Here is a 20,159-nt window from a genome sequence, read left to right as displayed (position 1 = left end):
CACGCGCTCAGCTTCAACAACAGACTGTGTCTTCGATTCTGCAATTTACAGATTGAACCTTGCCATACGCGAGTGGCGCAGAGCATAGTGTCGGCGTGGCTCCTTCCTATGAGGCTCTCCGGTTAGGGCGCAGCGGCTCGCTCTCCGCTCCGTGCCTGCAAGACGCGTTTCGTCTGCCGGCACTGAGCACTTCCGTCGCGGAGGCGAGAAGGCTGGTCGTGCTGCGGCTGTGCTCATGGGGAGCAACGCAGGAAATGTGCGACAACGCCGAACTGGTGGTCTCCGAACTCTTCACCAACGCCGTGCGCCACACATCCAGCGAAGAGGTGCGGTGCAGCTTGCAGCTCATGGGCAAGCGCTTGCGGTTGGAAGTGGCCGACCAAGGGTGCGCCCGTACGGAGCCACAGGCCCGGTCGGTGAGCGTGGACCAAGAGGGCGGACGCGGGCTGATGCTGGTGGAGGCCCTCTCCGAGGCATGGGGCGTCAGACCTGACACCGGAGGCACGGGCCGCGCCGTGTGGGCCTACCTGGCCTAGCATCGCACGCGGCCCTGTTCCGCGTTCGCGGTTTGGCCATCTTCGGGAGTTCAGGGGGGCCGGGAGTTCAGGGGCGCTTCGGGAGCTTCAGGGGCGCAGCGGCAGCAGATCCGGTCGCTTGGGCTCCACATGGTCCCCCGACGACTCCCCGCGCAGCCGTCGGCCGATCCAGGGCACCGCGTATTCGCGCGCCCAGTGGAGGTTGTCCCGGCGCACCTCGGCGGCCGAGCGCGGCCCCTCCGGCGGCCAGGGCTGATCCGGGTCGGCCGGCACCTCGAGGCCGAGCACCTGGGCGGCGCGCAGCGCGACCCGGGTGTGTCCGTCGGACGACAGATGCAGCCGGTCCTCGCTCCAGGCCCGCCGGTCCTGTACGGAGCGCAGCGACCACAGGTCGAGCACCGGGCATCGGTACCGGTCGGCGATCGAGCGCACATGGGCCGTGTACATGGCGGCCTTGCCGCGCAGATGGCGCAGCACCGGCACGCCGCGCGGGTCGAACCCGGTGCACAGCAGCACGGTGCCGACGCGGGAGGTGAGCCTGGCCACGGCCGCCTCGTAGCGCTCGGCGACATCGTCGGGGTCGCTGCCGGGCCGCAGGATGTCGTTGCCGCCCGCGCAGAAGGTCACCAGATCGGGGCCGAGTTCCATCGCGCGCGGGACCTGCTCCTCGACGATCTGGTCGAGGAGCCGGCCGCGCACGGCGAGGTTGGCGTAGCGGAACTCGGCCGGGGGCGGGCTCGCGGGCCCGCCCCCGGAATGCCGGTCGGAGAGCAGGACGGCCAGCCGGTCCGCCCAGCCGATGAACATGCCTTCGGGATCCGGGTCTCCGACGCCCTCGGTGAAGCTGTCCCCGATGGCTGCGTACGACCCGATCACGCCACTGTTGAGTCTCTTCGCATCGTCTGCCACGTCCCGACATCTTTCACCCTGACGAGTGACCTACGCCACCGTAGGCAGGGGTTGACGAAGGGTGATCTATCCCACCTGGTCAGATGCGCCGAAGGTGGAATACGGCGGCGTCCAGGTCGTGACGCAGCCCGGTCGCGAGGCCGTGGTGGGCGAGCACGGCTCCCCGGTGGACCGTTCCGGTCTCCAGGTCCTCGTACCGGGCCTCGGGGTCGAGCCCGCGCAGCCGCAGCCGTGGCTGGCGCTCGCCGAGGCGCTGCGCGTGCAGCCAGGCCAGCACCACGGTCTCCTCGCCGCGCACGTACTGCACCGCGCTGAGCCCGCCGTCCCCCGGCGGCCGCAGCCGGTACAGCTCGCCGTGCTGGACGACGGGCCGGATGCGCTTGTAGAGCGCCACCCAGTCGCGCGCCTCGGCGAGTTCGGCCTCGCTCCACCGGCTCAGGTCGCCGCCCACCCCGAGCACCCCGGCCATCGCGCTGATGAAGCGGAAGCGCAGCGAGGTGACCCGCTGATTGCCCAGGGCGTTGGGGGTGTCGGTGACCCAGGCGGCCATGACGCGGGCCGGGTGCAGCTGGCTGAAGCCGTGCTGGATGGGCAGCCGGTCCAGCGGGTCGGTGTTGTCCGAGGTCCACACCTGGTCGGTGAGTCCGAGGACGCCCAGGTCGATCCGGCCGCCGCCGCCCGAGCAGGATTCGAAGGCGACGCCCGGGTGCGCGGCCCTCAGGCGCTCCAGCAGCTCGTAGAACCCGCGCACATGCTCGATCCAGAGCCGCTGGGGGTACGGGTCGCCGGGCCATCCCGGGTCGGTGAAGGACCGGTTGAAGTCCCATTTCACATAGTCGATGGGCGCGCCGGACAGCAGGGTGTCCAGCCGCTCCCACAGGTGCTCGCGCACATCGGGCCGGGCGAGGTTGAGCACCAGCTGGTTGCGGAACTCGGTGCGGGTGCGCCCGGGGCGGTGCTGCGCCCAGTCGGGGTGGGCCCGGTAGAGGTCGCTGTCGGGGTTGACCATCTCCGGTTCGACCCAGATGCCGAACTGCATGCCCAGCGCGTGCACCTCGTCGGCGAGGGGCTTCAGGCCGCCGGGGAAGCGGTCGAGGTTGGGGGTCCAGTCGCCGAGCCCGGCGCGGTCGCTGGTGCGCGCCCCGAACCAGCCGTCGTCGACGACGAACAGCTCCACGCCCATCTCGGCGGCTCGGCGGGCGAGCCCGCGCTGCTGCTCCTCGCCGACGTCGAAGAACGTCGCCTCCCAGGAGTTGTAGAGCACCGGCCTGGACCGGTCGGCGTCGGGGATCACATGGGCCAGCTGCCAGGCGTGCCAGGCGCGGCTGGCTCCGCCGAACCCGCCGTCGGTCCACAGGCCCGCGAAGACGGGCGTGGCGTAGGACTCGCCGGGTGCCAGGCTCAGCTGGCCCGAGTCGTCGTGGCCGACGCCGCCGACCGTCTGCACGGTGCCGACGGGCAGCCGCTGTACGGCGATCCGCCAGGACCCGGACCAGGCGAGGGCGCAGCTGTGCACCTCGCCGTGGTCCTCGGTGGCCGCGCCCTCGTCCAGGGCGATCCAGGGCAGATGCTGATGGCTGGTGTGGCCGCGGCGGCTGCCGAGCACCTTCTCGCCGGGGGTGAGCTCGGTGCGCGCCACCTGGCTCTCGGCGGCCCAGCGCCCGTACAGATGCGTCAGCCGCCAGCGGTCGCGCCCCGGGAGGGACCAGGCGGCGGAGTCGACGCGCAGCAGCTCCAGCGGGGCGTCGTCCGGGCCGCCCGCGTGGGCGGCGGTGGTCCAGCGCTCGATCACGTCGAAGTCGTCGCGCATCCGGTAGTGGAGGGTGAGGGCGAGGTGGTGCAGCGGGTCGTGGAAGTGGAGCCGCAGCTCGTCGCCGGTGTCGGCCACCTCGCCCCGCTCGAAGCGCCACTCGGTGCCCCGGACGTCCCGCGACCGCACCGACAGGGCGGGGCGTACGAAGCGGGGCCCGCCTTCCACCGGGTACTCCTCGCGCCCGTCCAGGGGGGATTCGAACCCCCATTCCGGGGGGACGGACTCATCAGCGAGCGCCTCGGCGTCCGGGAGCGCGATGCGCGGGCCCCAGTGGAGGTGAAGCAGCTCGTCGTTCTCCGTGAGGTGCAGCGCATAGCTGCTCCGCCGTCCCGACAGCAGCCAGACGCGACCACTACCACCGATTTCGATCATCACTCTCCCCAATTCCGCACAGACCTGAACATCATCGGGGCAGCGCACCCGGCGCGCAATACTCGACCGGCCCCGGTCATGGACCGGTCGCCGGTGCGCACGCATGTCGTATGGTCAGCACAGTCCGCCTCGCCGACGAGCGGCGCTGGCGGCCGAGCCGTGAGGAGCGCCCGTGACGCAGCAGACGCCGCAGGTTCCGTCGATCGAGCCCGAGCTCTCGGGCGTGCGCAACTTCCGGGACGTGGGCGGTCTGCCGACGGTCGACGGGCGGCGCGTGGGGCCTGGCGTACTGTTCCGCAGCGGTCATCTGGCGCACGCCACCGAGAGCGACACCGCTTTCCTCGAATCGCTCGGGCTGCACACCGTCTTCGACTTCCGGAACTCCGCCGACATCAGGCTCGAGGGCTCGGACGTGGCGCTCACGGGCGTACGGACCGTCGGCCTCCCGCTCTCCGACCCGGCCGACGGCGCCGGGTTCTGGACCATGGTCCGCGAGGGCGATCTGGCCACCCTGCGCGAGATGCTCGGCGAGGGGCGGGCGGCGCAGCGGATGATCGACTCGTACCGCTTGATCATCACCACCCGGACCGCCGAGCACAGCCAGGTGCTCGACGAGCTCGCGAACGGCAGCGCGCCCGCGCTGATGCACTGTTCGGCCGGCAAGGACCGCGCGGGTCTGTCGATCGCGGTGACCCTGCTGGCCCTCGGCGTGGAGCGGGACGCCATCGAGGCCGACTATCTGGAGTCGGCCGCCGCCCACCGCCGCTACAAGGTATGGCGCGCCTCACATGCGGAGGACGGCATGTCCCCCGAGGTGATGGAGCTGCTCTCGCCGCTCTTCGACGCCCGCGCCGAGTATCTGGCGACCGCCTTCGAGGCCATCGAGGAGACCTGGGGCGACACCGACAAGTACCTCGCCCAGGGGCTCGGCCTCGACGCGGCCAAGCGGGAGCGGCTGCGGGAGCGGCTGCTCGCCGGTTGAGCCGCTGATCCGGCGTGGGGCGGGCGCGGGCGCCACCGCCCGCCCCGGCGCGGTCAGCGTTGCGCCATGGCCTGTTTGACCAGCGTCCGCCCGAAGTCCCACATCAGGCCGCCGCCCCCATGCGCGTCGTCCATGACCGCCGTGAACGCGTCGACGAAGCGGTCCACCTCCCGCTCCCCGATGATCAGCGGCGGGATCAGCTTGATGACTTCAAGATGGTCGCCGGAGACCTGGGTGAGAATGCGGTGCCGCTGGAGCAGCGGCACCACCACCATCTGCGCGAACAGCCCCTTGCGGGCCGCCTGGAGCATCGCCCAGCGGCTCCGCAGCCCCAGTGAGGTCGGCCTCCCGAACTCGATGCCGATCATCAGCCCGCGGCCGCGCACCTCATGGAGCAGCTCATAGCGGTCCACCAGCGCGGCCAGCCGGGTGCGCAGCAGGTCGCCGGTGATCCGGGCGTTCTCGACGACCTTCTCGTCCTCCATGACCGCGAGGACGGCCAGCCCCGCCGCCATCGCCTGCGCGTTGGCCCCGAAGCTCGCCGAGTGGACCAGCACCCGGTCCATCGACGAATAGACGCGCTTGAAGATCCAGTCCTTGCCGAGCGTCGCGCCGACGGGCACATATCCGCCCGACAGGGCCTTGGCCACGCACACCAGGTCCGGCTCCACGCCCGCCTCGTGCTGATAGGCGAAGAAGTCCCCGGTGCGGCCGAGCCCCGTCTGCACCTCGTCGGCGATCAGCAGCGCCTTGTGCCTGCGCAGCAGCTCCTGTGCGGCCGGCAGATAGCCGGGCGGGGTCTCGTGGACGCCCTTGCCCTGGATCGGCTCGACGACGAACCCGGCCACGTCGCCGCGCCTCAGCTCCCGTTCCAGCGCGGCCAGGTCGCCGAGCGGAATCGGCGTGTCCGGCAGCAGCGGCGCGAACCCCTTGCGGAAGGAGTCCTCCCCGTTGACCGACAGCGAGCCGGTCGTCAGCCCGTGGAAGGCGTGCTCGCAGTACAGGACGCGCGGCCTGCCCGTGGCGTACCGGGCGAACTTCAGCGCGGTCTCCACGGCCTCGGTGCCGCTGTTGCCGAAGAAGACCCGGTCCAGGTGCGGGGCGTGGCCGAGCAGCTTCTCGGCCAGCAGGCCGGGCAGCGGCTGGCAGTCGAACCGGGTCAGATCGGCCAGCTGGGCGTCCAGCACGTCGTGCAGCGCCCTGCGGACGACCGGGTGGTGGCGGCCCAGGCCCATCACCCCGAAGCCGGCGAGCATGTCGAGGTAGTCCTGGTCCTCGGCGTCCCAGAAGTACGCTCCCTCGGCCCGCTCGTAGACCTTGTCGAAGCCGATGGTGTGCAGCATGCGCGGCAGCTGGTGGTTGAGGTGCCGGGCGTGCAGGTCGTAGCGCTCGGAGCCGCGGTCGGCCAGGAGCTTCCCGAGGTCGAAGCCCGATCGCTGCTCGGCTGCTGTCATGCGTCCTTCTCCTTGCGGGCCGCGGGCGGGGCCGGGCGGGCGGCGGGGGTGGAGGCGGAGCCGGCGCCGGCCGGGGCGGGCGCGCCCATCCGGGCCATGTCGATACGGGCCAGGGCGGCCCCGATCCGGCCCGCCGTCTCGGCGGGGGTGAGCCCGAGGTCGGCGAGCACCTCCCCGCGCTTGGCGTGCGCCAGGAACGCCTCGGGGATGCCGAAGGTGCGCACCGGCAGATCCACCTCGGCGTCGCGCAGCGCCTGCGCGACGGCCGCCCCCACCCCGCCGGTGCGGCTGTTGTCCTCGACGACGGCCACCGCGCGGTGGCGCGCCGCCAGCCCGGGCAGCGCGGGGTCGACGGGCTTGACCCAGCGCGGGTCGACGACCGTGCAGCCGATGCCGCGCTCGGCCAGCAGCTCGGCGGCCGCCAGGCCGACCTGGGCCATCACCCCGGCCACGACCAGCAGCACATCACCGCCGCCGCCCCGGTCCGCCGGCTCCGGGCCGCCGTGGCGCAGCACATCCATGCCTCCGACGCGGGCGAGCGCCGGGATCGGCGCGCCCACCGACTCCTTCGGGAAGCGGATGACGGTGGGCGCGTCGTCCACATCGACCGCCTCGCGCAGCTGGGCGCGCAGCTGCTCCGCGTCGCGCGGGGCCGCGATCCGCAGACCGGGCACCACCTGGAGGACGGACATGTCCCACATGCCGTTGTGGCTGGGGCCGTCGGTGCCGGTGACGCCCGCGCGGTCCAGCACGAAGGTCACCCCGCACTTGTGCAGGGCGACATCCATCAGCACCTGGTCGAAGGCCCGGTTGAGGAAGGTGGCGTAGACCGCGACGACCGGGTGCAGCCCGCCGGTCGCCAGACCGGCGGCCGAGACCGCGGCGTGCTGCTCGGCGATGCCCACGTCCCACACCCGCCGCGGATACGCCCGGGCGAACTCGGCGAGGCCGACCGGGTCCAGCATCGCGGCGGTGATCGCCACCACGTCGGGGCGCTCGGCCCCGATCCGCACCATCTCTTCGCCGAACACCGAGGTCCAGGACCGTCCGCCGGAGGGCGCGAGGGGCGCGCAGGTGAGCGGGTCCATGGCGCCGACCGTGTGGAAGCGGTCGGCCTCGTCCTCCAGCGCGGGCCGGTAGCCACGGCCCTTCTCGGTGAGGCAGTGGACGAGGACCGGGCCGTGGAAGCGCCGCGCGCGGCGCAGGGCCGATTCGACGGCCGCGATGTCATGTCCGTCGATGGGGCCGACGTACTTCAGCCCCAGGTCCTCGAACATGCCCTGCGGCGCAAAGGCGTCCTTGAACCCCTTCTTGGCGCCGTGCAGCGACTCGTACAGCGGCTGGCCGACCACCGGGGTGCGCTGGAGCACATCCTTGCCCCAGGCCAGGAAGCGCTCGTAGCCGTCGGTGGTGCGGAGGGTGGCGAGGTGGTCGGCGAGGCCGCCGATGGTGGGCGCGTAGGAGCGCTCGTTGTCGTTGACGACGATGATCAGCGGGCGGTCCCGGGCGGCGGCGATGTTGTTGAGCGCCTCCCAGGCCATGCCGCCGGTCAGCGCGCCGTCGCCGATGACCGCGACGACATGCCGGTCGGTGCGGCCGAGCACCTCGTTGGCCTTGGCCAGGCCGTCGGCCCAGCCGAGGACGGTGGAGGCGTGGCTGTTCTCGATGACGTCGTGCTCGGACTCGGCTCGCGAGGGGTAGCCGGACAGGCCGCCCTTGCCGCGGAGCTTGGAGAAGTCCTTGCGGCCGGTGAGCAGTTTATGGACGTAGGACTGGTGCCCCGTGTCCCACAGGATGCGGTCCCGGGGCGAGTCGAAGACGCGGTGCAGGGCTATGGACAGCTCGACGACACCGAGGTTGGGCCCCAGGTGTCCGCCGGTTCTGGCCACCGCCTCGATCAGGAACGCCCTGATCTCCTCCGCCAGTTCGGCGAGCTCTCCCTCACTCAGCTCCTTGAGGTCGTGTGGGCCCCGGACACCCTCGAGCAGTCGCATGCGCGGATCCCCTCCTTGCGTATCGGCCACTGCCGCGGATTCGACGAGACATCCGCCGTCGCCGTCTTCGGCCAACGTCACCCGCGGCTTCCACCGGCCGTCTCGCGGGCCGCGCGCAGCGACTCCTTGAGGGAGCCCATCGTGGCCAGCACGGCGGTGGGCTCATAGCCGCAGTGGGCCATGCAGTTGTCGCAGCGCGGGTCCTTGCCGCGGCCGTACTTCTCCCAGTCGGTCTCCTCGATGAGCTGACGGTACGTGGGGACGTATCCGTCGGCCATCAGATAGCAGGGGCGCTGCCAGCCGAAGAGCGAGTAGTTGGGGATTCCCCACGCGGTGCAGGGGAAGTCGGCCTTGCCCTCCAGGAAGTCCAGGAAGAGCGGGCTGTGGTTGAAGCGCCAGCGCCTCCGGTTGCCGCCCGCGAAGGCCTTCTTGAACAGCTCGCGGGTCTGCTCGACGCCCAGGAAGTGCTCCTGGTCGGGCGCCTTCTCATAGGCGTAGGCGGGCGAGATCATCATCTCGTCCACCTTGAGCTCGTCGTTGAGGAAGTTGAGCACCTCGACGACGGTCTGCGGGGTGTCGGTATTGAAGAAGGTGGAGTTGGTGGTCACCCGGAAGCCGCGCCGCTGCGCTTCCTTGATCGCCTCGACGGCCTCGTCGAACACCCCCTCCTTGGCGACGGACTCGTCGTGCCGCTCGCGCAGCCCGTCGATGTGCACCGCGAACGCGAAATAGGGAGAGGGCTTGAACTTGTGGATCTTCTTGCGCAGCAGCATGGCGTTGGTGCACAGGAAGACATACTTCCGGCGCTCCACCAGCTGCCGCACGATCTCGTCGATCTGCGGGTGCATCAGGGGCTCGCCGCCCGCGATGGACACCATCGGCGCACCGGACTCCAGCACCGCGCCCACCGCCTGGGCGACCGGCATCCGCTGCTTCAGCACCCCGGCGGGGTGCTGGATCTTTCCGCATCCCTCGCACTTCAGGTTGCAGGCGTACAACGGCTCAAGCTCGACGATCAACGGAAACTTGTCACGACGCTTGATCACTTTCTGGTCGAAGAGATACGTCGCGACCCGGATGGTCTGACGGAGCGGCATGGCCATCTAGCTCACCTCCTGGGAGCAGCGAAGAACGGTGCCAGGCAAAGAAAGCGGGAAGGACAGTGCGTAGTACACGGAAAGCCGATATTCCCCCGCGCAGTGTTCCGATACGGACGAGTTCATGTTCAGGAGCGTCCACGATCACTCGTACGGCCGCAACCGGGCGTACCCCGGCGGCCACGGCGCTTCGGAGCGTCGCGGCGGACTCCATGTCCACCGCGATCGCGCCGGTGGCGTGCAGCCGGGCGCGCTCGGCGCCCCGTACGACATGGCCGGACCCGACGAGCGGGCCGGTGTGGACGGCGCGCCCGGGGCCCGCCCGGGCCAGTCGGGTGAGCGCCTCGGCGAGAACCGCGGTGCCGGTGCACGGCGTGTGGCCCGCCCCGTCCCGGGTCTCCTCGGCCACCACCAGGTCCCCCGGGTGCATCCCGGGGGCCAGGCCGGCGCAGAAGCCGGTGGCGATGACGGCGGCGCCGGGCGCGCCTCCGCCGGGCACGACGGACCCGGCGAGCGCGCGCGTCACCGCGCGCTCGGCGGCCTGCGGCCCCATGCCGGTGCGCAGTACGGTCACCGGCCCGGCGGCCGCGCCGAAGTCGCCGCCGCGCAGGGCGAACCGCTCGATGCCGAGCGCGCAGGCGATCAGCAGCGGCGCCGGGCCCGGGCCGGGGGTCATCAGGATCTCCGCGGCCGCGCCACGGCGGGCTCGCCGTTGACGTACCGCCCCAGCGCGGTGACCGGGAAGACCTGCCGGTACAGGTGGTAGTTGATGGAGAAGTCCCAGGGGAAGCCGGTGCCCGTGAAGTACGGCTCGTCCCAGGACCCGTCCTGGCCTTGCGTCTCGGCGAGCCAGGTGACCCCGCGCTCGACCGCCTTGTTCTCCCGCTCCCCCGCCGCCAGCAGGGCCATCAGCGCCCAGGCGGTCTGCGAGGCGGTGGAGGCGCCCCGCCCGGACCACTGCCGGTGGGGGTAGGAGCGCTGGTCCTCGCCCCAGCCGCCGTCCTCGTTCTGGACGCCCTCCAGCCAGCGGACGGCGCGGCGGACCGCCGGGTGGGAGGCCGGGATCCCGGCGGCCACCAACGCGGGGACGACCGAGCCGGTGCCGTAGACGTAGTTCGTGCCCCAGCGGCCGAACCAGGAGCCGTCGTCCTCCTGCTCGGCCAGCAGCCAGGCGACGCCGCGCCGGGCGGCCGGGTCCTGGGCCCTGCCCTCATGGGCGAGCATTTCGACGACATGTGCGGTGACATCGGCGGACGGCGGGTCGATGACCTCCCCGAAGTCGCAGAACGGCAGCCGGTTGGGCAGCGGGCTGGTGTTGTCGACGTCGAAGGCGCCCCACGCGCCGTCGCTGGACTGCATGCCGAGCGTCCAGCGCGTGCCGCGCCGCACGGCCTCCTCGACCCGCCCGGGGTCGGGGTGGCTCACCCGGCGCAGCGCCAGGATGACCTCGGCGGTGTCGTCGGTGTCGGGGTAGTTGTCGTTGTGGAATTCGAACGCCCAGCCGCCGGACGGCAGCCCGGGGCGCCGCACCGACCAGTCGCCGGGGCGGGTGACCTGCTCGTCGAGCATCCAGTCCGCGGCCTTGACCAGCGCGGGGTGGTCCGGGGCCAGCCCGGCGTCGGCGAGCGCGATGGTGGCCAGACAGGTGTCCCAGACCGGTGACTGGCAGGCCTCGACCATCCGGCTGCCGTCCTCGCGCCACAGCGCGAAGCGGTCCAGGGAGGCCAGCCCGGCGCGCATCACGGGGTGGTCGAGGTCGTAGCCGAGCAGGTGCAGGGCGATCAGGGAGTACACGGCCGGTGGCTGGATGCCGCCCCAGCAGCCGTCGTTCTCCTGGCGCTCGACGATCCAGCGCGCGCAGGATCTCAGCGCGGCCCGGCGCAGCGGCCGGACCGCGACCTTGTGGTAGGCGTGCAGCACCCGGTCCAGGCGCTGGAAGGCGCCGTCCCAGGAGGCGAGGGGGGCGGGAGCGGCCGGCGGGTTGGGCCGCCGGGGGTCGGTGTGGAGTTCGTCGAGGGCGAAGGGCGCGGGCCGCACGGGGCGCTTGGCCGAGACGATGGTGAGCGGCACGATCGTCTGCCGCGCCCAGCAGCCGAAGTCGTAGATGTTGAGCGGGAACCACTTCGGAAAGTAGATGAGCTCAGGGGGCAGCTCGGGCAGGTCCTCCCACTTCCACCAGCCGAAAAGCGCCAGCCAGATGCGGGTGAACACCCGGCTGCTCGCGATGCCCCCCTGCTCGCGCACCCAGACGGAGGCGGCGGCCATATGGGGCGCGTCGGGCCGGTCGCCGGCCAGCCGCAGGCCGACATACGCCTCGATGGTGGCGGAGAGCTCCGGAGGGCCGCCGTGAAAGGTGGCCCAGGTGCCGTCCGCGCGCTGCTCGGAGCGGAGGTAACGGGCGGCGGCCTCGAGCGTGGCCGGGTCCTGGATGCCCAGGAACTGGCGCAGCATCAGGTCTTCGGCGTCCATGGTGACATTGGTCTCCAGGTCGCCCTTCCACCAGCCCTGTTCGTCCTGGCGGTCCAACAGGTGGCGGGTGGCCCGGGCCGTCGCCTCCCGGGCAAGCGTTAAAGTCGCGGGTTCGAGTGGCTCGGGCGGATGGACTGTTGTCGCTGTCATGGCTTCCCCTTGCAGTGTGAGATCTCTGCCGTCGTGGGGCTTCCGTCGGCCGGCACCCCGATGGGGTACCGGCCGGCGACTGCGAGCTATATGCGGTCGATAGTGATCATCTCTCTCGTACGACGACGAAATCGGCGAGCGCCACGAGCTGCGCCCGGACCCGGTCCTCCATGTCCACCTGGTCGAGCGCCGCGATGGCGGTGGCGTGCTGCCGGCGGGCCTCCTGGGAGGTCCAGTCGCGGCCGCCGGCCTGCTCGATCAGCTCGGCGCGGGCCGCGAACTCCTCCTCGTCGAAGTCGGCGAACTCGGCCTCGGTCTTCTTCGCGTCGGCCGCCAGCAGCCGGGCGAGGCGCTCGGAGGCCTCGCCGCCCGCGTCGAGGGCGGCCACCACCGGCAGTGACTTCTTGCGCTGGCGCAGGTCGCTCCAGGTCTGCTTGCCCGTGGCGTCGGGGTCGCCCCAGATGCCCAGCAGGTCGTCCACGGCCTGGAAGGCGAGCCCCAGGTGGTAGCCGTAGCGCTCCAGGGTGTCGGCGGTGCGGTCGTCGGCGCCGCCGAGGACGGCGCCGATGGAGGCGGCGCAGGCGAGCAGCGCTCCGGTCTTGTTGCCCTCCATCTCCAGGCACTCGGCGACGGTGACCCGCTCGCGGTGCTCGTAGCTGATGTCCTGGGCCTGGCCGTCGATGAGCTTGCGGGTGGCGGAGGTGAGCCGGCGGGTGGCGCGCCCGGCCTCCACCGTGCCCAGTTCGAGCAGTATCTCGCCGGCCAGGGCGAAGAGCGCGTCGCCGACGAGGATGGCCTGCGCCGGTCCGTGCACCTTCCAGACGGTGTCACGGTGGCGGCGCTGCTCGTCGCCGTCCATCAGGTCGTCGTGCAGCAGCGAGAAGTTGTGGACCAGCTCCACCGCGACCGCGCCGGGCACGCCCACCTCGGGGGCCTGGCCCGCCACCTCGGCGGACAGCAGCGCGAGGGCGGGGCGGACGGCCTTGCCGCCGTCGCCCGCGGCAGGACGGCCCTCGGCGTCGATCCAGCCGAAGTGGTAGGCGGCCACGGTGTCCATGGGTGAGGCCAGTCGGTCCACGGCGGCGCGCAGCACCGGCGTGGCAAGCGTGCGTCCGCGCTCGAGCAGCGCGATGACGCCTGCGGTGTCGGCTGCGGGGGTCGCCGGAGTCACGGTCTCTCCTTGATGGTTCTGTGTGATGGTGCTCATGCCGCCTCCTTGGGGATCCCCCGGCCGGCGGCGGGGGGAGGGTCGAGGTGCGGGCGGACGATGTCGGAGACGGCCGCACGGGCGGCGGACAACCCGCTGCGCACGGCGCCCTCCATGGTCGCGGGCCAGCCGGTGGCGGTCCACGCACCGGCCAGATACAGGCCAGGCACGTTCGTGGGGGCCCCGGGCCGCAGCCGGCCGACGCCGGGGGTGGGGGCGAAGGTCGCGGTGCGCTCCCTGGTGACGAAGAAGTCGCGCACCGCCGCGCCGCGGGCGGCGGGCAGCAGCCGCTCCAGCTCGGGCAGATAGCGGGCGCGCAGCTCGGCGGCGGGGAGGTCGATCTCCTGGTGCGCCGCGGACTGGGACAGCGCCAGATACTGGCTCTCCCCCGCCCCGGGGAGTTTCGCCAGGCCCGAGGCGTCGGTGCGGTCGAAGACCCACTGGACGGGGGTGCCGATCGCGGCGAAGAAGGGGCGGCGCATGACTTTGCGATCGTAAACGACATGGACGTTGAGGATCGGCGCGGTGTCGATGCGCAGCAGCCGGTCCGGGTCCGCCAGGGCGCCCTCGGGCAGCAGTGCATGGGCCTCGCGCTGCGGTACGGCCAGCACCACCGCGTCCGCCTCCAGCGGCGCGCCGCCCGCCTTGTGCACGGTCCAGCGGCCCTGGGCGGTGCGGGTGACGGCGGTCACCTTCGCTCGCAGCTCGCAGTCCACGCCGACCTGGTCCAGGGCCGCGCGGGCGAGGGTGTCGTGCAGCTCGCCGAGGGGGGTGCGGGCCCAGCCGATGTCCGCCGCGCCGGGGTGGGAGAGCAGCCCGGTCTTGAAGACCATGGCGGCCAGGCCGAGCGAGGCGTCGCGGGCGGTGGCGTTGAGCGTGGCGACCCCGACCAGGTCCCACAGCGCCTCGACGGCGCGCGGGGACTGCCCGTGGCGGCGCAGCCAGTCGCCGAAGTCCACCCCGTCCAGCGCCGGGTCGGCCGGGTCAAGACGCCCCAGGGCGAGCGCGGCGCGCCCCACCTGGGCGCGCTCGGCGAGCGAGAGGTGCGGGTAGGTGGCCAGGCTCGCGGCCAGGTGCAGCGGCACGGGCAGGGCGGCGCGGCGCAGCCGGCCCAGGCGCCGCCCCGGCCGCCCTGCGGCGTCCAGAACGGGCACGTCCAGCCTGCTCTGGAGCGGGGCGAGCCGGGAGCCGCCGACCCGGTCGAGGAACCACTGGTAGGCGGTGCAGCAACGCAGATACACATGCTGGCCGTTGTCCACGGTCAGCTCCCCGACGGGGGACGGGCGGCGGAAGGAGAAGGCGAGCCCGCCCAGCCGGGGGCGGCCCTCCAGCACCGTCACCCGCAGCCCGGCGTCGGCCAGCGCGAGCGCCGCGGTGGTGCCCGCCAGCCCGCCGCCCACGACGACCACGGAGCCCCGCCGCCCGCCGCCGGCTCCCGCCCCCGCACCGACGCCGTCCGCCTTCGCTCCGGCTTTCGCTCCGGCCGTCGCTTCGGTCTTCGTCCGCGACGGCGCGGCCGCCCCGAGGGGGCGGCCTTCAGTCTCTGCGCCCCGGGCGCCGGGGCCGGCCTGCGCACGTGGGCGCGGGCGTGGGTGCGGATCCGCGGGGAGTGTCATGTCCGCCCCCGGGGAGTGCGCCGGGCGGCGGCGCGGGCGTCGAGCCCGGCCAGGCCGCGGACGGCCACATACGCCTTCTCGCGGCCCGGGAGCGAGACCCGGCCGCGCAGCACGGCCTCCGGCTCGTGGGCGATGCGCTCCAGGAGTCTGCGGTAGATCCCGGCCATGGCCGCCACGCAGGCCCCGCTGCGGCGGTCGAGCATCGGCAGCAGCTTGTAGCCCTCGGCGAAGAGGGCTCTGGCCCGCCGGACCTCGAACTGCACCAGTCCCGTGAAGTCGGCGTCCGGCGGGGCCGTCGAGGTGTGGATGCTCGGCGGACAGCCGAACTTGGCGAGGTCCTCCGCGGGGAGATAGGTGCGACCGCCGACGGCGTCCTCGCGGATGTCCCGGAGGATGTTGGTGAGCTGGAGGGCCAGGCCGAGCGTATCGGCGTACTCGGGGGCGCGCTCCCGCTCGCGCGCGCTCACCCCGGGGGCGCTCACGGTGCCGAAGACGCCGAGGGAGAGCCGCCCGATGGCGCCCGCGACACAGCGGCAGTAGGCCCTGAGGTCGTCCCAGGTCTCATAGGTCTGGCCGGCCACGTCCATCAGCACGCCGTCGATCAGCTCGTCGAGCCCGCCGAGCGGGATCGGGAAGCGGCGCGCGGCGTGGGCGAGCGCGACGGCGACCGGGTCGGTGTCGTCCTCCTCGATGGCGCCGCTCCTGATGCGGTCGAGCACGGCGCGGGTCTCGGTCAGCCGCGCCCGCTTGGCGTCGGCGTCCAGCCGGCCGTCCCCGATGTCGTCGATACGGCGCGAGAAGGCGTAGAGCGCCGACATCGCCCGGCGCTTCTCGGTCGGCAGCAGCCTGATGCCGTACGCGAAGTTACGGGCCTGCTGCCCGGTCACGACCTCGCAGTACCGGTACGCCGCGAGCACTGGCGCGGACTCGTGCGGAGATCCGGTCACGGTCCGGCTCACCCCTCTCTTCGCAGTGTCGCCCCCGCCTCGCGCAGCAGGCTGAGCTTGGTGGGTCTGGGCGGTCCAGGAAGTACGTCGTATCCCGCGGCCGCGACCGCCCTCAGAGCGGCCCGCCCCCCGGCCACAAACCCGGCGAGCAACCACCTGAGCCTGCCGTGGACGCTACCCACGAGGGGGGTCCCTTCATTCAGCAGGGTCTCGGCGCGCGCCGCCTCATGGGCGATCAAGGCGCGCACCGGGGCCCCGGCCGTGGGAGCGGCGAGGTCGGCTTCGGTCACACCGAAGCGTTTCATGTCCTCGGCGGGCAGATAGACGCGGTCGCGGCGGAGGTCCTCGGCGACGTCCTGGAGATGCTCGACGATCTGGAGTGCGGTGCAGATCTTGTCGGAGCGGCGGACCCGCTCGGGACTCGTGGTGCCGGTGACGCCGAGCACCAGGCGGCCCACGGGGTTGGCGGACAGCTCGCAGTAGCCGAGGAGGTCCTCATAGGTGGCGTACCGGCGCACCCGCTGGTCCTGCCGGTTCGCCTCGATCAGGCCGAGGAACGGCTCGGGGGACAGCCGGTGGCGGCGGACCGTGGGCAGCAGCGCGCGCAGCAGCGGATGGCGGGGCTCCGGGGACGCTCCGTCCGCGGTGTCCGTGTCGCCGGTGCCGCCTGCGTTGTCACTGTTTGCGATGTTGCCGTTTGCGATGTTGCCGTTTGCGATGTTGCCGTTTGCGATGTTGCTGTGCGCATGGTCGAACACGCGCCTGAGATCGCTCTCGAAGGCGTCGAGCATCGCGAGTGGATCGCCGGCCCGGTCCCGGTCGAGGCCCAGCAGCTCGGCGTCGGCGCCGCCGGGGGGCAGATCGCCGTCGCCGATGTCATCGACCAGACGGGCGTAGCCGTAGACGGCCATGAGGTCGGCCCGCCAGGCGCGGGGGAGGAAGAAGGGTGCGACGGGGAAGTTCTCGTGCGCGGCCTTGTCGAGTACGGCCCGGGCGGCCTCCCGCCCGTCGAGGGGACCGCTGGACGTGCTATGGGACCCGCTGCGCTCGTCCTCCACGGTCACCGTGGACAGCCAGGCGCACGGGCAAGGTCCAGGTCTCCGCCCGGACCCGGGTGACCGGGCCCTGTAGGAGAGCTGGAGATGGGCCGGGTAGCCAATGCCGTCACATCCCCCGTTCTACACCGGTTACCAAGGTCGACAAGACGTGAACACGCCGACACGCCGACACGCCGCACCGCCAGGTCAAGGGCGCTCACGGCCACGCCCCCCGCAGGGGGCGGCGACGCAGGTCCCACGTGTCCGAATGAGCACCGGTACAGCTTACGCCTCTCGGTGTACAAACGTGCGGGGATGTACCCCGAGGCGGCCCCGGGAGATCCCCTAGGGGGACCCTAGGCCGTGTCCTCCTCGTAGAACTCCTCGATGTCCAGCATCAGACACAGATGGCGCAGCTCGAACTCGAAGAACGACTTCCCCTCCGGCATCGCGAACGACATATGGCCGAGGGCCTCCATGGAGATCACCCCGTACAGCCGCACCCAGCAGCGGAGCATCACGGCGAGCGCGCCCGGAGGCATCTCGACGCCCTGGTCCTCGCTGAGCTCCACCAGCGCCCGCACCAGCCCGGGGTCGAGCTCCTCCTCCTTGGGGGCGGGGAAGCCGCGCACCCGCCACAGGTCCGAGATCAGGTCGGAGAACACCGAGCCGAAGACCCAGCCCATGTTCCGGTCCGGCTTGGTCTCCTCCCGGCCCAGGCCCGGGGCCCAGGGGCCGAGTATGAGCCCGAACTCATGGGGGTGCTTGATGGCCCAGATGCGCAGCGCTCGCGCCCCGCCGATCAGCCCGCGGCCGGGCTCCGACTCGGGCAGCCGGCCGATCACCCCGCGCATATAACGGGCCATCTCGGCGAAGATGTCCACACGCAGCTGGAGGATCAGGGCGTCACGGCTGCTGAAATAGCGGTAGACGGCGGGCGCGGTCATGCCCATCTCACGGGCGATGGCCCGGATCGTCACATTCTCCGGACCCTCCTGAACCAGGAGCGTCCGGGCGACATCCTTGATCTCTCGGATGGTCGCGATGCGCAGCCGCTCGCGCCGTGAGTACGGTGCGACGTGCGCTTCCCCTGGCGACACGCGTCCCCCTCCCTGATACCCCGCCGCTCGACAAGAACTCGGCGTTCAGGCACACGATACAGCGCCTCCGTTTAGTGAACGCCGCCCACGTCAGTTCCCCGCGTTCACTGGCGAGAAAGGAACACCTCTCCGTCCGCCACGTGGACCGCGTAGGCCTCCACGGGGTCCACCGCGGGCGGCTCCAGGGCCTCGCCCGTGCGGAGGCAGAAGCTGCTGTAGTGCCAGGGACAGACCACCGTCTCCCCCTCCAACTCGCCCTCGGACAGGGGAGCTTCCTCATGCGAGCAGCTGTCGCGCAGGGCGCGGAGCGTTCCTCCGACGTTCGCCAGGAGCACCTTGACGCCCTCTATTTCCACCGTCGTCATCTCGCCAGGCTGCACATCCGCCAGGCGCGCGACACGGATCCCGCCGCGTTCGCTCGCGGTCTCGCTCATCGGGTGACTCCTCTCTTGGCGCACCTCACTCTACAGATGGCGGAATGTCAGATTCAGATACGGCGGACGCATAGACGATTGACTACCCGCCAGACGACATTTCCACAGCCCCCGGAGACGGTTGACAGGCGCAGCCCGCGTCGCTCTGGAGCAAACACTTGTCGCTGGGGTCAATTTGAGTCTCGGTCAATTTCAGCGGCGCGGGGTTCTCCCATCGGCCGGCAAACGCCGCAGGCCCCGCCGGACGGTGTCCGGCGGGGCCTGCTGGTGCGCGGAGGTCGGCTACTTGCCGGTCTCCTTCTCGTACGCCTTGATGACCTCGTCGGTCGGGCCGTCCATCAGCAGCTCGCCCTTCTCCAGCCACAGCACCCGGTCACAGGTGTCCCGGATCGACTTGTTGTTGTGGCTGACCAGGAAGACCGTGCCGGCGTCCTTGCGCAGCTCGCGGATGCGGGCCTCCGAGCGCTTCTGGAACTTCCGGTCGCCGGTGGCCAGCGCCTCGTCGATCATCAGTACATCGTGGTCCTTGGCGGCGGCGATCGAGAACCGCAGCCGGGCCGCCATACCGGAGGAGTAGGTGCGCATCGGCAGCGTGATGAAGTCGCCCTTCTCGTTGATGCCCGAGAAGTCGACGATGCCCTCGTAGCGCTCGCGGATCTGCTCCCGCGACATCCCCATGGCCAACCCGCCGAGGATGACGTTCCGCTCGCCGGTCAGGTCGTTCATCAGCGCCGCGTTCACGCCGAGCAGCGATGGCTGGCCATCGGTGTAGACCTTGCCGCGCTCGGTGGGCAGCAGCCCCGCGACGGCCTTGAGCAGCGTCGACTTGCCGGAGCCATTGGAGCCGATCAGGCCGATCGACTCACCGCGGTAGGCCACGAAGGTGACCCCGCGCACGGCGTGCACCTCGCGCATACCCGGGGAGTTCTTGCGCCGGAGGATGCGGCTGAGGGCCGCGGTGGCGCTGCCCCGGCCACGCGGACCGCCGTTGACCCGGTAGACGATGTGCACATCGTCGGCGATGACGGTCGGGATGCGCCCGGCGGTCGGCGCCGCCGGAGAGGCCTGGGGCGCGTCGGACGCCTGAGAAGCCTGATCAAGGATTTGCTCAGCCACGGCCGTACTGCTCCTCTGCCTTCCAGAAGTACACAAAGCCGCCGACGCCGAAGAGCACCGCCCAGCCCAGGGCCAGCGCCCACACATGGGGCGGCAGGTTCCCCGCGCCATAGCCGTCGATCAGCGCGTACCGCATCAGATCCATGTAGACGGCCGCCGGGTTGGCCATCATGGCGTCCGAGACCCAGCCGCTCGCCCCCGCCGACTCCAGCGTCCGCGCCAGCGGGAACATCACTCCGGACGCGTACATCCACGTCCGCAGGAGGAACGGCAGCAGCTGAGCCAGGTCCGGGGTCTTGGCTCCCAGCCGGGCCATGATCAGCGAGAGACCGATGTTGAAGACGAACTGGAGCGCGAGCGCCGGGAGGATCAGCACCCAGGACGGGCCCGGGTAGTGCCCGAACCCCAGCAGCACGATCACCAGCACGATCATCGAGAACAGCAGTTGCTGGAGCTGCTGGAGCGAGAAGGAGATGGGGAGCGAGGCCCGCGGGAAGTGCAGGGCCCGCACCAGACCCAGGTTCCCGGAGATCGCGCGCACACCCGACATCGCGGAGTTCTGGGTGAAGGTGAAGACGAAGACACCCGTCACCAGGAACGGGATGTACATGTCGTGCGGCATGCCCCGGCTGCTCTTCAGCAGCAGTCCGAAGATGAAGAAGTACACCGCCGCGTTCAGCAGCGGCGTCGCCACCTGCCACAGCTGGCCGAGCTTGGCCTGGCTGTACTGGGCGGTGAGCTTGGCCTGCGAAAAAGCCAGAATGAAGTGGCGCCTGCCCCACATCTGCCGGACGTAATCGGGAAGGCTCACCCGGGCGCCGCTCACCGACAGCCCGTACTTCGCCGCCAGCTCTGCCGGGGCCAAGCCGTCGTCCGGCGACGGCGGGGCGCTGGCGACCGCACTGTTGTGCGTAGTCTCGCTCACA

Annotated in this window: 17 protein-coding genes; 2 read left to right on the top strand and 15 right to left on the bottom strand. The window is 71.6% G+C overall.

Annotation, left to right across the window (positions count from 1 at the left end):
• Window positions 1-95 precede the first annotated feature (95 nt).
• The gene (locus ACZ4WQ_RS24565) at window positions 96-536 is read left to right on the top strand and encodes an ATP-binding protein (RefSeq protein ID WP_311725654.1); all 441 of its coding nucleotides are present in this window, start codon (window positions 96-98) and stop codon (window positions 534-536) included.
• A gap of 87 nt (window positions 537-623) precedes the next feature.
• Here ACZ4WQ_RS24565 and ACZ4WQ_RS24560 read toward each other — a convergent pair whose 3' ends face one another.
• Window positions 624-1,445, bottom strand: a complete 822-nt coding sequence (locus ACZ4WQ_RS24560) for an SGNH/GDSL hydrolase family protein (protein WP_311725653.1) — start codon at window positions 1,443-1,445, stop codon at window positions 624-626.
• Window positions 1,446-1,524: 79 nt separating this feature from the next.
• Window positions 1,525-3,630 carry an alpha-galactosidase gene (locus tag ACZ4WQ_RS24555; protein ID WP_398373974.1) on the bottom strand — a complete coding sequence of 702 codons (2,106 nt, stop codon included), beginning with the start codon at window positions 3,628-3,630 and terminating at the stop codon, window positions 1,525-1,527.
• Between the two features lie 172 nt (window positions 3,631-3,802).
• On the opposite strand from ACZ4WQ_RS24555, the gene ACZ4WQ_RS24550 reads away from it, so the two are divergent.
• Window positions 3,803-4,612: a tyrosine-protein phosphatase gene (locus tag ACZ4WQ_RS24550; RefSeq protein WP_398373973.1), complete on the top strand. Its 810-nt coding sequence runs from the start codon at window positions 3,803-3,805 to the stop codon at window positions 4,610-4,612.
• Window positions 4,613-4,665: 53 nt separating this feature from the next.
• Here the strand turns inward: ACZ4WQ_RS24550 and ACZ4WQ_RS24545 are convergent, their stop codons facing one another.
• The 13 genes from ACZ4WQ_RS24545 to ACZ4WQ_RS24485 form a co-directional block, all read right to left on the bottom strand.
• Window positions 4,666-6,066, bottom strand: a complete 1,401-nt coding sequence (locus ACZ4WQ_RS24545; protein ID WP_398373972.1) for an aspartate aminotransferase family protein — start codon at window positions 6,064-6,066, stop codon at window positions 4,666-4,668.
• On the bottom strand, window positions 6,063-8,060 hold the full coding sequence (gene dxs / locus ACZ4WQ_RS24540; protein WP_398373971.1) for a 1-deoxy-D-xylulose-5-phosphate synthase: 1,998 nt from the start codon (window positions 8,058-8,060) through the stop codon (window positions 6,063-6,065). The genes ACZ4WQ_RS24545 and dxs overlap by 4 nt, the downstream gene beginning before the upstream one ends.
• A 77-nt stretch (window positions 8,061-8,137) precedes the next feature.
• Window positions 8,138-9,163 (bottom strand): adenosyl-hopene transferase HpnH, encoded by a 1,026-nt coding sequence (gene hpnH / locus ACZ4WQ_RS24535; protein ID WP_311725648.1) that lies wholly within the window; start codon window positions 9,161-9,163, stop codon window positions 8,138-8,140.
• Entirely contained in the window at window positions 9,090-9,833 is a 744-nt protein-coding gene (locus ACZ4WQ_RS24530) for a phosphorylase family protein (protein WP_398373970.1), read from the bottom strand. Before ACZ4WQ_RS24530 ends, hpnH begins: the two co-directional genes overlap by 74 nt.
• Entirely contained in the window at window positions 9,833-11,776 is a 1,944-nt protein-coding gene (shc, locus tag ACZ4WQ_RS24525) for a squalene--hopene cyclase (protein WP_385344705.1), read from the bottom strand. The genes ACZ4WQ_RS24530 and shc overlap by 1 nt, the downstream gene beginning before the upstream one ends.
• A 106-nt stretch (window positions 11,777-11,882) precedes the next feature.
• Entirely contained in the window at window positions 11,883-12,983 is a 1,101-nt protein-coding gene (locus ACZ4WQ_RS24520; protein ID WP_311725645.1) for a polyprenyl synthetase family protein, read from the bottom strand.
• Entirely contained in the window at window positions 12,980-14,392 is a 1,413-nt protein-coding gene (gene hpnE / locus ACZ4WQ_RS24515) for a hydroxysqualene dehydroxylase HpnE (protein WP_398373969.1), read from the bottom strand. Before hpnE ends, ACZ4WQ_RS24520 begins: the two co-directional genes overlap by 4 nt.
• Before the next feature lie 203 nt (window positions 14,393-14,595).
• The gene (gene hpnD, locus ACZ4WQ_RS24510; protein WP_311725642.1) at window positions 14,596-15,558 is read right to left on the bottom strand and encodes a presqualene diphosphate synthase HpnD; all 963 of its coding nucleotides are present in this window, start codon (window positions 15,556-15,558) and stop codon (window positions 14,596-14,598) included.
• Entirely contained in the window at window positions 15,555-16,604 is a 1,050-nt protein-coding gene (gene hpnC, locus ACZ4WQ_RS24505; RefSeq protein WP_398374022.1) for a squalene synthase HpnC, read from the bottom strand. Before hpnC ends, hpnD begins: the two co-directional genes overlap by 4 nt.
• A gap of 335 nt (window positions 16,605-16,939) precedes the next feature.
• Window positions 16,940-17,683, bottom strand: coding sequence for a TetR/AcrR family transcriptional regulator (locus ACZ4WQ_RS24500; RefSeq protein WP_311725641.1), 744 nt, complete (start codon window positions 17,681-17,683; stop codon window positions 16,940-16,942).
• A gap of 104 nt (window positions 17,684-17,787) precedes the next feature.
• A complete protein-coding gene (locus ACZ4WQ_RS24495) occupies window positions 17,788-18,117 on the bottom strand; it encodes a Rieske (2Fe-2S) protein (RefSeq protein ID WP_398373968.1) in 330 nt (109 codons plus the stop codon).
• 282 nt (window positions 18,118-18,399) lie between these two features.
• Complete coding sequence (locus tag ACZ4WQ_RS24490) at window positions 18,400-19,233, bottom strand: ABC transporter ATP-binding protein (RefSeq protein ID WP_358844701.1); 834 nt, start codon at window positions 19,231-19,233, stop codon at window positions 18,400-18,402.
• Window positions 19,226-20,158, bottom strand: coding sequence for an ABC transporter permease (locus tag ACZ4WQ_RS24485; RefSeq protein ID WP_311725639.1), 933 nt, complete (start codon window positions 20,156-20,158; stop codon window positions 19,226-19,228). Before ACZ4WQ_RS24485 ends, ACZ4WQ_RS24490 begins: the two co-directional genes overlap by 8 nt.
• Window position 20,159 lies beyond the last annotated feature (1 nt).

The sequence above is a fragment of the Streptomyces sp. NPDC028305 genome (genome assembly GCF_055569495.1).
The sequence above is the reverse complement of the archived record's forward strand: the minus strand, read 5'-3'. Positions and strand labels throughout refer to the sequence as shown.